This is a genomic window from Tessaracoccus aquimaris (genome assembly GCF_001997345.1).
Taxonomy (GTDB): Bacteria; Actinomycetota; Actinomycetes; order Propionibacteriales; family Propionibacteriaceae; genus Arachnia; species Arachnia aquimaris.
Window position 1 is genome coordinate 1,808,433 of the sequence record NZ_CP019606.1, and the last position, 12,045, is coordinate 1,820,477.

Consider the following 12,045-nt stretch of genomic DNA (forward strand, 5'->3'; position numbering starts at 1 on the left):
CGATCATCCCACATCCGGACGGGGCGCGGCGGTGCGTAAGCTGAGCCCATGATCCGAGGCATTGTCGTCAGCGAAACCGGTGTCGAACTCAAGGAGCTCGACGAAGCCTTCCTGGGGGACGGGGACGTCGTGGTCGACGTCGTCTACTCCGACCTCAACTACAAGGACGCGCTCGCGGTGACAGGCAAGCCAGGGGTCGTACGCACACTGCCGCTGGTGGCGGGCATCGACCTGGTCGGCAGGGTCGTCGAGTCGGGCGACCCGCGCTGGCAGGCGGGCGACTGGATCGTGCAGAACGGCGCCGGCCTCTCCGAGACGAAGAACGGCGGCTTCGCGACCCGGGCACGCCTCGACGCGAAACTCGCCGTCGGCGTGCCCGACGGGCTCTCCCCCGAGTCGGTCGCGGCACTCGGCACCGCCGGCTACACCGCGGCCCTGTCGGTGCTGCGGATCGTCAGCGAGGGCGTGCTGCCAAGCGACGGCCCCGTGCTCGTCACCGGCGCAACCGGAGGGGTCGGCTCGATCGCCACCATGCTGCTGGCAACCGCGGGCTTCGACGTGCACGCGTCGACCGGGAGGGTCGACAGGTTCGGCGACTACCTGCAGAGCCTCGGTGCGACCGAGGTGGTGCCCCGCTCCGACCTCGAGGGCCGCGGAAAGCCGCTGCAGAAGGCGCAGTACGCGGGCGTCGTCGACTCGGTCGGCGGCGAGGTGCTCGCCAACGCGATCGCCAGGACGCTGCCCAACGGCACCGTGACCGCCTGCGGGCTAGCGGGCTCGATCGCCCTTCCCTCGACGGTGATGCCCTTCATCCTGCGCGGCGTCACGCTCGCGGGCATCGACTCGGTGTGGGCCCCGCTCGAGGACCGCGCCGACGCGTGGCGGCTGCTCGCCAAGGGCATCGACGTCGACCAACTCGACCTGATGACGAGCCGCGTCACGCTCGACGAGGTCATCGCGGCCGGGCAGCAACTGCTCGACGGCGAGCGCCACGGCCGCACGCTCGTCACCATCGGCGGCGACTAAAACCAGAAGCTTTCCATAACTGGAGTAATTCCAGATAGCTGCTAGTCTTGGCCACATGGATCAGGACTGGCAAGGCGTGTTGCGTGGCGCGAACCTACGCGTCACCGCGGGCCGCCTCGCCGTCCTCGGCGCGCTCGCCGAGCACCCCCACTCGGGCGTCGGCGAGCTGGCGGCAGCGGTGCGGGCCCGAACGGGCAGCGCCTCGACGCAGGCGGTCTACGACATGCTCGCCGCCCTGCACGAGGCGCGGATCATCCGCCGCGTCGAGCCTGCCGGGCGACCGCCGCGCTACGAACTCCAGACCGGTGACAACCACCACCACCTGATGTGCCGATCCTGCGGCGCGATGCACGACGTCGCCTGCGCGGTCGGGCACTCCCCCTGTTTGTCCCCAGCAACGACCTGGGCTTCGTCGTCGACGAGGCAGAGGTCATCTACTGGGGGCTGTGTGCACAGTGCAACGAACCTGACGAGAGGAATACATGAGCAACCGCGAAACCATGGGACAGCAGCTACCGACCGGGGCGTCGACGCGCCTCAACGGGGCGCCCGTCGAGTCGGACGCGCACTCGTTGACCGTCGGAAACGACGGCCCGATCGTGCTGCACGACGTCCACCTGGTCGAGCAGCTCGCCCACTTCAACCGTGAGCGGGTGCCGGAGCGCACCCCGCACGCCAAGGGCTCCGGGGCCTTCGGCACGTTCACGGTGACCGGCGACGTCACCGCCTACACCGCCGCGACGCCCTTCCAGCCCGGGGCCGAGACCCCGATGGTCGCCCGCTTCTCCACCGTCGCCGGCGAGCAGGGCTCCCCCGACACCTGGCGCGACGTCCGCGGCTTCTCTGTGCGCTTCTACTCCACCGCAGGCAACCTCGACATCGTCGGCAACAACACCCCGGTGTTCTTCCTGCGCGATCCCCTGAAGTTCCCGCACTTCATCCGTTCGCAGAAGCGCCTCCCGTCCTCCGGCCTGCGCGACAACACCATGCAGTGGGACTTCTGGACGGCCTCGCCCGAGTCGGCGCACCAGGTGACCTACCTGATGGGCGACCGCGGCCTGCCGCGCTCCTGGCGGCACATGCACGGCTTCTCCTCGCACACCTACATGTGGATCAACGAGGCGGGCGAGAAGTTCTGGGTCAAGTACCACTTCCGCACCAACCAGGGCGAGGAGAACCTCACCAACGACGAGGCGCAGGCGCTGGCAGGCTCCGACGCGGACTACCACCGTCGCGACCTGTACGAGGCCATCGAGCGGGGCGAGTTCCCGTCCTGGACGCTGAACGTGCAGGTAATGCCCTACGACGAGGCGAACCACTACCGCTTCAACCCGTTCGACCTGACCAAGACCTGGTCGCACAAGGACTACCCGCTGATCGAGGTCGGCACGATGACGCTGGACAAGAACCCCAGCAACTTCTACGCCCAGATCGAGCAGGCGGCCTTCTCCCCGTCGAACATGATCCCCGGCACCGGCATCTCGCCGGACAAGATGCTGCTGGCCCGCGTGTTCGCCTACCCGGACGCGCAGCGCGCGCGGATCGGCGCGAACTTCCACCAGCTTCCCGTCAACCAGCCCCGCACCGCCGAGTTCAACAACTACGCCGAGCAGGGGCACATGCAGCACCAGCACACGGGCGACGCCCCGGTGTACGCGCCCAACAGCTACGGCCGGATGTTCTCCGAGGCGCAGGTGACGGTCGCGGACGGATGGGAGTCCGACGGCGCCCTGGTGCGTGCCGCCGCGACGCTGCACGCCGAGGACGACGACTTCGGCCAGGCGGGCACGCTCGTGCGTGAGGTCTTCGACGACGCACAGCGCGACCGCTTCGTCGAGACCGTCTCCGGCGCACTGTCGGGCGTCGCCTCCGACGAGGTCCTCGGGCGCGCCTTCCAGTACTGGAAGAACGTCGACGCCACGACCGGCCAGCGGATCGAGGACACGGTCCGAGCCGCCAACTGACCGACGCCGACGGCCCACCCCTTTTCGGGGGTGGGCCGTTCTGCGTCCCCAGAGGTCAGAGCGCGATGTAGGGTTTCGCCGGGGCCTTCTCGATGACGCCCGCCGCGGTGAGAAACTCGCCCATCCGGCCGAAGGCTGCGGTGTCGACGCGGACGTCGACCTTGCCGTCGCGCAGCCACATCTTGGTGGTCGCCTCCAGCACCATGCCCGCCGAGGCGCGCTGGGTCGGGTCGGCAAGCGCCGGCACCTGCTTCGCGGTGGCGTCAAGGGCGGCGTCGGGATCGTCGATCACGGCCTGCTGAGCGTCGGCCATGGCGGCGGAGATGGCCTTGAGAGTCTCCTTCGGCACCGCCTCGCCGCGCGCGATCAGGCTCGGGCCGACCAGGTCCGGGTGCTGCGGGTCCGTGACGGGGATGGCCAGAGGGGTCTTGCCGCGCGCCTCAAGTTGAACGAGCTCGTTGTTGCGGAACCCGACGATCAGGTCGACCTTGCCCGTCTCGAGGGCGCTGAGCGCCGTGTAGCCGATGTCGACGAGCGTCACGTCGTCCTCGGTGAGGCCCGCCTGGTGGATGGCGCACAGCGCCGCGTAGTAGCTGGAGCCGAAGTGGCCTGGGATGCCGAGCCGCTTGCCCGTGAGCATCTCGAGCGCGTTGGGGGGAAGTGTCACGGTGCCGTCGAGGCCGAGCACGTTGATCGGGTAGGTCTGGTAGCTGGTCGCGAAGGTGCGCAGGTCGTTGCCCCCGGCGCTGGCGACCATCGCCTCGTCGGCGGAGGCGAAGACGACGTCCTCGTCTCCGCGCAGCAGCGCCCCGAAGACGTCCTCCTGCTCCCCGTGGTGGCGGAGCACCACGTCGACGCCGTGGTCGGAGAAGATGCCTCGCTCGACGCCGAGGTAGAAGGCGCTGAACTGGACGTTGGGGATGTAGGTGAGCCCGACGGTCAGCTGGCCGGTGGCCGCCGGCTTGGAGCAGCCTGCCAGTCCCGCGGCGACGCCCGCGAGCAGGGATCCGACGAGCAGCGAGCGTCGATCGATCATGATGCTTCTCCTTGGAGACGGTTGACCGCTGCCCGTTCGAGCAGCGAGATGAGGCCGTAGAGGGCCATGGCGGAAAGCGAGATCCAGGCGACGACGGAGAAGACGGCGGCGGTGTCCGCGGCGTCCCTTGACAGGGTGAGGAGGGTGCCGAGGCCGGAGCCGCCCATCACGAGTTCGCCGACGACGGCGCCGGTCATGGCGAGCACCACGCCGCCGCGCACACCCGCGAGGATCGCGGGGGCGGCCATCGGGAACTCGATGTGCCACAGCCGCCGCCAGGCGCCCGCGCCGTCGAGCATCGCGTTTTCGACCACGCGCATGTCGAGCGAACGCAGCCCGACGACAGTGGTGGTGACCATCGGGAAGAACGCGACGATGGCGCACAGCACGGCGATGGGGACGGTGCCGTAGCCGATCCACAGCACCAGCAGGGGTGCGATGGCGACGAGAGGGATGGTCTGGGAGATCGCCACGAACGGCTCCGCGACGGCGGCGAGCACGCGCGAGTGGGAGATCAGGACGCCGAGCGGGATCGCCACGGCGACCGCGAGCAGCGCCCCGAGGAGCGCCGCGATCAGCGTGGGCGTCAGGTAGCGAGACACGAGGCCGAGGCGCATCTGGTCGGACATCTTGGCCAGCACCTGGCCCGGCCCGGGAAGCAGGTACGGATCGATCAGGCCGGAGGCGGTGACGGCCCACCACAGCACGAACAGCGCGATGACGGCGCCGAGGCCGATGCCCCAGCGTCCGGGGAGGGGCCGTGTGCGCGCAGGGTACGCCGACCACAGCCCGAGCCGGGCAGTCAGGTGGCGTCTCATCCGCGATCCCCGTCCGTCAGTGGTTCCGGGGTCACGGGTCACCGCGTCCGCTGCATGCGCCGAGGCACGCGGACGCGCCGCGTCGTCGGCACACCACGAACGTGGTGGCCGTGTTCCTCCCATCCAGACTCTCACTGTCGGCCTCGGAATTTCACCGAGTCAACCCTTCGGCCCTGAGGCCTCGGGGGTCGCGGACTATCACCGCCGGTTCGGAATTACACCGACCCCGGAACACGAAATTGTGATTTCACAGTAGCACGCCGCACCCGGGTGCCCTCCGTCCGTTGGCCGCGGTCGGTGACGCCCCAAGCCAGCCGCACTGTAGGGTCGCCTCGTGCACAGCCGCCTCGACCACCGCCACACACTGATCGCCTGTTACGTGGGCTACGTCACGCAGGCGATCGTCAACAACCTCGGCCCGCTGATGTTCATCATCTGGCACACCACCTTCGGCATCTCGTTCTCCGCGCTCGGCCTGGTGGTGGCCATCAACTTCGGGCTGCAACTGCTGGTCGATCTCGTCTCTCCCAAGGCCATCGACGCCGTCGGCTACCGGATCTCCATGGTGGTCGCGCACGTGATGGCCGCCCTGGGCCTCGTCGCGATGGGCATCCTGCCGTTCGCGCTGTCCAGCCCGATGGTCGGACTGATCGCCGCCATGTGCATCTGCGCCGTCGGCGGCGGGCTCCTGGAGGTGCTCGTCAGCCCTGTCGTCGAGGCGTGCCCCACGGAGAACAAGGCCTTCCACATGAGCCTTCTTCACTCGTTCTACTGCTGGGGGCACGTCGCGGTCGTGGGGCTCAGCACCGTCGGGTTCCTGGCGCTCGGCCAGGAGCGCTGGCCTTGGCTGTGCTTCGCGTGGGCCATCGTGCCCGCGCTGAACGCCGTGCTGCTGTGGTTCGTTCCGTACTACTCGCTCGTCGAGGACGGCGCACCGATGCGCTACCTGGACCTGATGCGCAGGGGCACGTTCTGGCTGCTCGTCGGCCTGATGCTGACGGCGGGCGCCTCCGAGCAGGCGATGAGCCAGTGGGCCTCCGCTTACGCCCAGGACGGGCTCGGATTGAGCAAGACCGCGGGCGACCTGCTCGGGCCGCTCAGCTTCGCCGCGGCAATGGGCATCGCCAGGGTCGCGTTCGGCTCGCGGGCGACCGTCGCGAACGTGCGCTCCATCATGACGGGCACCCTGATCGCGTGCGTCGTGGCCTACGCCTTGGCGGCGTTCAGCCCGCTGGCCTGGATGGGGCTGGTGGGCATCGCGCTCGGCGGCTTCTCCGTCGGGATGCTGTGGCCCGGCACGTTCACGCTGGGCTCCGCGTCCTTCCCGCGTGGCGGGACGGCGCTGTTCGCGCTGCTCGCGCTTGGAGGGGACGCGGGCTGCGCGATCGGCCCCGCGGCGGTCGGCGCGGCCACCGACGCGTTCGGCTCGCTGCAGTCTGGCATGGCGGTCGGGATCGTCTTCCCGATCCTGATGCTGATCGGGCTGGCGGCGCTCGGGCGTCGGACGGCGACCGCGCGGGTGGCCGCCTAGTTCCAGAACAGGTCCTCGGCCACCTCGTGCGCCCTGCGCATCAGCCGACGGGTCTCGTCCTCGAGCCGCGACGCCTGCCGGGCGGGATAGCCGAGCACGTCTGCGACCGCGGCCAACTCGCGGGCGTCCGACGGGATGGAGTCGCTTGCCCTCCCCCGCACCAGCATCACCGCGTCGCGCAGTTGGCTTGCGCGCTGCCACGCATCCCTGAGTCTCGCGGCGCGTGGCTCGTCGACGATGCCGAGGTCGGCAAGCGCATTGAGCGCCTCGAGCGTTGCGGTGCTGCGCAACTCGGGGAAGTCATGGGCGTGGCGCAATTGGAGCAGTTGCACGGTCCACTCCACGTCGGACAGCCCGCCTGGGCCGAGCTTCAGGTGACGCTCCCGCGCCTCGCCGCGCGGGATGCGTTCCTTCTCCATCCGGGCCTTCAGCGTGCGGATCTCGCGCACCTGCTCGTCGGCCAGCCCGCCCTCGGGGTAGCGGAACCAGTCGAGCGCGTCGAGCACCTGCGCCGCCAGGTCGACGTCGCCAGCGCCGGGCCGGGCGCGGAGCAGAGCCTGCGCCTCCCACGTCGACGCCCACTTGGTGTAGTAGGCGGCGTACGACGACACGGTGCGCACCTGGGCGCCGCCCTTACCTTCCGGCCGGAGGTCGCTGTCAAGGACCAGTGCCGGGTCGGGTCCGGGCTTGCCGACGATCTCGGCGGCGCGGCGCACCAGCGCGGTCGCCTTGGAGACCTCGTCCGAGCTGGACTCGTCGGGGATGACGAACATGGCGTCGGCATCCGAGGAGTAGCTCATCTCCCCTCCGCCCCAGCGCCCCATGGCGATCACGCCGACCGGAGGGGCGTCGATCTCGCGGCGGGCGAGGTACAGCCCCGCGTCGATGGTCGCCGACGCCAGGTCGCTGAGCGAGGTGCCGACGGCGTCCAGGTCGGCGAGGCCGAGCACGTCGGCGATGGCGATCCGGCACAGTTCTGCCCTGCGCAGCGCCCGCACCGAGGCGGCCGCCTTGTCCGGGTTGTCGTGTCGGGCCGCGGCGCGCTGCATGGCGGTGGTCAACTCGTCTGCCGACCTGGGGCGCAGTTCCTCGTTGCTCGCAAGCATCCGGATCATGTCCGGGGCGCGGCGCAGCAGGTCGACCACGTAGCGGCTCGATGAGGCGATCCGGGCGAGCCGGTGGGCCATGTAGCCGTCGTCGCGCATGGCGCGCAGGTACCAGGAGGCGGTGCCGAGGGCCTCGGAGAGTTGCCGGAACGCGAGGAGCCCGAAGTCGGGGTTCGGCCCCTCCGCGAACCAGCCGAGCATGGCGGGCAGCAGTTGGCGCTGGATCTCGGCGGCGCGGTCGGTGCCCCTGGTGAGCGCCTGGATGTGGCCGAGCGCCGCCTGCGGGTCCTTGAAGCCGAGCGCCCGCATCCGCGTCTTGGCGGCGTCTGGGGTCATCTTCAACCCGTCGGTGGAGACGGCGCTGACGGCGTCGAGCAGCGGGGAGAAGAACAGCCGCTGCTGCAGGGCGCGGACCCGCCTGGTCGACTCGCGCCACCGCTTGGTGACGTCGTCGGAATCGGTGTGGATCGAGCGGGCGATCTGCCCGAGCGCCGGCTCCTCGTCGGGCAGCAGATGGGTGCGCCTCAGCCGCCGAAGCTGGACGCGGTGTTCAAGCACGCGCTGCAACCGGTACGCGTCGGACATCTCGGCGCCGTCCGCGCGGCCGATGTAGCCGTTGTCGACGAGGGCGCGCAACCCGTCGAAGGTGCCACGGACACGGAGCCGCTCGTCGGCGCGGCCGTGCACGAGTTGCAGCAGTTGGACGGAGAACTCCGTGTCGCGCAGCCCTCCCTTGCCGAGCTTGATCTCCCGGTCGGCCTGCTTGGAGGGGATCAGCGAGATCACCCGGTCGCGCATCGCGCGGACCTCGCCGAGGAAGTCGCCGCGCTCCCCCGCCTGCCACACCATCGGCCACACCAGGTCGACGAACGCCTGGCCCAGTTCCTCGTCACCGGCCGCAGGGCGCGCCTTCAGCATGGCCTGGAACTCCCAGTTCTTGGCCCACTTCTCGTAGTAGAGCCTGCTGCTCTCGAGGGTCCGCACGAGCGGACCCGCCTTCCCCTCGGGGCGCAGCGCCGGGTCGATCTGGAAGATGGTGCCCTCGGGGGTGTGGGCCGAGCAGATCCGCGCTTGCGCCGCGACGATCCGGGCACCGACTGCCGTGGCATGGTCGGCCCGGACTCCCTCGACAGGTTCGGCGACGTAGATCACGTCGACGTCGGAGATGTAGTTGAGTTCCTGGGCGCCGGTCTTGCCCATCGCGAGGATCGCGAGCCGCACCTGATCGGAGTCGGGCACCTCGGCGCGGGCATAGGCCAGGGAGGCCTGCAGCACCGCGTCGGCGACGTGGGCGAGTTCCGCGGCGATGTCGTCGACGAGCAGCACTGGATTCTCGGCTGCCAGGTCGCGGGCGGCGATCTCGATCAGCGCAACCCGGTTCGCAAGCCGCAGCCGGTCGGGGTCGCCGTCCAGCGGGGCGTCGATGGGGCCGACGCGGTCCTCGAAGAACTCGCGCCACCCCGTCCTGCCTCGCGGCTGTGGCGCCTGCCGCAGCGCCTCGGCCTCCTCGGGGTGCCGCACCAGCGTCTGGGCGAGCACTGACGAGCCGCCGAGCACGAGCAGCAGCCGGGCCAGCCAGTCGGGGTCCGCGACGATCGCGTCGAAGATGGGCGACGTCGAGAGGCGTTCCAGGGCGTCGAGTGCCTGGTCGCGGTCGGCGACCGGGGCGAAGAGGGCGAGGTCGACGGGCGGCTCGGCGCCGAGGCGTTCCTGCCAGCGTTCCCAGATCCGCGCCGCGGAACTGGCCGACTCGAACCCTCGTCGGGCGAACTCCGCGCTTGGCGACTGGTACCTGGTCACGGGGCCAGATTATCGGCCCGGCTATCCTGACCGGGATATGTTCAAGCCATCTCCCAAGGTCGTCGCCGCGCTGCGCGACCGCGTCGACCCCGCCGCGCTGGAGATCGAACTGGCCCGCAAGCGCCCCGACCTGACGCGACTGCTGTTCTCCGCCGCGCGCGACGGCGAGCCGCTCGGCAGGGAGTTGACGGCCGCGGTGTGCAGGGCGGGCTGCGCGCTACTCGGCGAGCGCCACCCAGGCGCGAGCATCGAGGTGCGGGTGCCGCCCTTCGCGGCGGTGCAGATCGGCTTCGAGACGGGCCCCAAGCACACGAGGGGCACGCCGCCCAACGTGGTGGAGTTGTCCCCCGAGACCTTCATCGACCTGGCCGTCGGCAGGCTCGCCTGGGGCGAGGCCGCGGTGCGCGCGAGCGGCGTGCACGCCGACGAGGTGAGCAGGGTCTTCCCGCTCACATGATGCGGATGTGGCGCTCCAACTCCCACGGGGTGACCTGGCGGCGGTAGGCGGCGAACTCCTCGCGCTTGTTGCGCAGGAAGTACTCGTAGACGTGCTCCCCGAGCGTCTCGGCGACCAGTTCCGACTCCTCCATCAACCTGACGGCCTCGTCCAGGTTGTGCGGCAGTTCGCGGATGCCGAGCGCCTTGCGTTCGCGCTCGTTCAGCCGCCACGCCTCCTCCTCGGTCTCCGGGGGAAGCGGGTACTCCTCCTCGACGCCCTTGAGGCCCGCGTTGAGCATCACGGCGTAGGCGAGGTAGGGGTTCACCGCCGAGTCGACGGCGCGGTACTCGATGCGCGCCGACGACGTCTTGCCTGGCGTGAACTGCGGGATCCGCACCAGCGCGGAGCGGTCGGCCCTTCCCCAACAGGCGAACTGCGGGGCCTCGGAGCCGGTGACCAGGCGCTTGTACGAGTTGACCCACTGGTTCGTGACGGCGGTGATCTCCGGCGCGTGCCGCAGCAGGCCCGCGATGAAGTGCTTGGCCGTCTTCGACAGGTTGTACTGGTCGCTCGCGTCGTAGAAGGCGTTCGTGTCGCCCTCGAACAGCGACATGTGGGTGTGCATGCCGCTGCCTGCGTACTCGGAGAACGGCTTGGGCATGAACGTCGCGTGCACGCCCTGGCTGACTGCCACCTCGCGGATCACGACGCGGAACGTCATGACGTTGTCGGCCATCGTGAGCGCGTCGGCGTAGCGCAGGTCGATCTCGTGCTGGCCGGGCGCGGCCTCGTGGTGGCTGAACTCGACCGAGATCCCCATCTGCTCCAGCATCGTGATGGCGTCGCGGCGGAAGTCTGTGCCGTCGCCCAGCGTGGTGTGGTCGAAGTAGCCGCCGTCGTCGAGGGGCTCCGGCGGCAGCAGGTTCCGCAGCAGGAAGAACTCGATCTCGGGATGGATGTAGTACGCGAATCCCATGTCGCTCGCCTTCTGCATCGCGCGCTTCAGCACGAAGCGCGGATCGGCGTAGCTGGGCGACCCGTCGGGCAGTTTGATGTCGCAGAACATCCGGGCTGTCGAGCGGCCCGCCTGACGCCAGGGCAACACCTGGTACGTCGACGGGTCGGGTGCCGCGACCATGTCGGACTCGTACACGCGCGCGAAGCCTTCGATCGCTGAGCCGTCGAAGCCGACGCCCTCGGCGATCGCGCCCTCCACCTCCGCGGGGGCGATGGCCACCGACTTCAGCGACCCCAGCACGTCGGTGAACCAGAGCCTCACGAAGCGGATGCCGCGCTCCTCCATGGAGCGCAGGACGAACTCAGTCTGCCTATCCATGTCGCCAAGTGTGCCCGGCCCGTGTTACAGCCGCGTGACGACCCAGCCCGACACGCGGCCCTTGTCGTCGCGGGGAGTGCGCCCCCGGCGTCGCCTAGACTTGCCCGCATGGCACAGCCGGGTTGGTACGCAGACCCCACGGCGCCCGACGGTCGGCGCTACTGGGACGGTCAGCGCTGGCTCGAGCCGACCCCCGAACCCAAGGGGTCGGGCACCTGGCTGTGGCTGGCGATCGCCCTGGTGGTCGTGGCGAGCATCGTGGCGGGCATGATCCTGTGGCCGCGGGACGGGCTGAGCTTCGGCGCCACCCCGGAGGACACCCGCAGCGCACGGCCGACGGGTAAGCAGTGGGACGAACGGGAGCCGACGGACACGCCGACCCCCACCCCCATCGAGTCGGGCTTCGGCGAGCCGATCACCTGCCCCTATTCCGATAGCTCCCCGCGCAGCGAGGTGCGCAGCGGCCGGCTCTCCGGCGGCGGGCTGTCCGTCGAGGCGCCCCGGGGCGAGTGGATCGAGTCGTCGGCCTACATCTCCTGGATGTACGAGGACAACTCGATGATCCGCTCCATCGCGCCGGGCTGGATCAGCAACGTCAACCTCGGCTACATCAAGGTCTCGGACGGCTTCTCCTCGTCGCTGTCGCAGGCCTCCGAGGAGTTCATGAGCTGCATGGCCTCCTCCGGCATGTTCGCCAGCTTTGAGCGCCGCGACGTGCTGCGCAGCGAGGACTACAACGTCGACGGCAGGATCGGCTGGCGCTCGACGTCGAACATCTACGTCGCGAACCAGCGCCACCAGGGCATCGAGGGCGACACCGTCGACCTGGTGCTGGTGCCGACCGACGACAAGGACAAGATCGCCGTCTACGTGACCTGCGCCACGATCGACAAGCAGGACAACCAGGAGGAGGTCCGCAAGATGCTGGAGACCCTCCGCTGGGACGGCTGAACGCCGGTCTTCTGGCTCCTCAGCGGCACGGCACTAGA

At 69.8% G+C, this 12,045-nt stretch carries 9 protein-coding genes, 1 pseudogene and 1 riboswitch; of the genes and pseudogenes, 6 read left to right on the forward strand and 4 right to left on the reverse strand.

Features of this window, described 5'->3' with window-relative positions; translation table 11 throughout:
• Positions 1-48 precede the first annotated feature (48 nt).
• From BW730_RS08470 to BW730_RS08480, 3 genes and pseudogenes are all read left to right on the forward strand, one after another.
• Positions 49-1,026, forward strand: coding sequence for an MDR family oxidoreductase (locus BW730_RS08470; protein WP_077685858.1), 978 nt, complete (start codon positions 49-51; stop codon positions 1,024-1,026).
• 55 nt (positions 1,027-1,081) lie between these two features.
• Positions 1,082-1,327 (forward strand): annotated as a pseudogene (locus tag BW730_RS20155) (Fur family transcriptional regulator); the annotation flags it as partial.
• A 181-nt stretch (positions 1,328-1,508) separates the two neighbouring features.
• Positions 1,509-2,990, forward strand: coding sequence for a catalase (locus BW730_RS08480; protein WP_269466654.1), 1,482 nt, complete (start codon positions 1,509-1,511; stop codon positions 2,988-2,990).
• A 55-nt stretch (positions 2,991-3,045) separates the two neighbouring features.
• Here BW730_RS08480 and BW730_RS08485 read toward each other — a convergent pair whose 3' ends face one another.
• Both BW730_RS08485 and BW730_RS08490 read right to left on the reverse strand, forming a co-directional pair.
• A complete protein-coding gene (locus BW730_RS08485; protein WP_077685859.1) occupies positions 3,046-4,026 on the reverse strand; it encodes an ABC transporter substrate-binding protein in 981 nt (326 codons plus the stop codon).
• Complete coding sequence (locus BW730_RS08490) at positions 4,023-4,844, reverse strand: ABC transporter permease (RefSeq protein WP_077685860.1); 822 nt, start codon at positions 4,842-4,844, stop codon at positions 4,023-4,025. The genes BW730_RS08485 and BW730_RS08490 overlap by 4 nt, the downstream gene beginning before the upstream one ends.
• Positions 4,845-4,951: 107 nt before the next feature.
• Positions 4,952-5,082: riboswitch (FMN riboswitch) on the reverse strand.
• 96 nt (positions 5,083-5,178) lie between these two features.
• Here BW730_RS08490 and BW730_RS08495 point away from each other — a divergent pair.
• Entirely contained in the window at positions 5,179-6,375 is a 1,197-nt protein-coding gene (locus BW730_RS08495; RefSeq protein WP_077685861.1) for an MFS transporter, read from the forward strand.
• Here the strand turns inward: BW730_RS08495 and BW730_RS08500 are convergent.
• Complete coding sequence (locus tag BW730_RS08500; RefSeq protein ID WP_077685862.1) at positions 6,372-9,281, reverse strand: bifunctional [glutamine synthetase] adenylyltransferase/[glutamine synthetase]-adenylyl-L-tyrosine phosphorylase; 2,910 nt, start codon at positions 9,279-9,281, stop codon at positions 6,372-6,374. The two genes, BW730_RS08495 and BW730_RS08500, sit on opposite strands and share 4 nt — an antisense overlap.
• Before the next feature lie 37 nt (positions 9,282-9,318).
• On the opposite strand from BW730_RS08500, the gene BW730_RS08505 reads away from it, so the two are divergent.
• On the forward strand, positions 9,319-9,738 hold the full coding sequence (locus BW730_RS08505) for a sterol carrier family protein (RefSeq protein WP_077685863.1): 420 nt from the start codon (positions 9,319-9,321) through the stop codon (positions 9,736-9,738).
• On the opposite strand, the gene BW730_RS08510 is transcribed toward BW730_RS08505, so the two are convergent.
• Complete coding sequence (locus BW730_RS08510) at positions 9,731-11,023, reverse strand: glutamine synthetase family protein (RefSeq protein WP_077685864.1); 1,293 nt, start codon at positions 11,021-11,023, stop codon at positions 9,731-9,733. The two genes, BW730_RS08505 and BW730_RS08510, sit on opposite strands and share 8 nt — an antisense overlap.
• A 141-nt stretch (positions 11,024-11,164) precedes the next feature.
• Between BW730_RS08510 and BW730_RS08515 the strand changes: the two genes are divergently transcribed.
• A complete protein-coding gene (locus BW730_RS08515; RefSeq protein ID WP_077685865.1) occupies positions 11,165-12,007 on the forward strand; it encodes a DUF2510 domain-containing protein in 843 nt (280 codons plus the stop codon).
• Positions 12,008-12,045 lie beyond the last annotated feature (38 nt).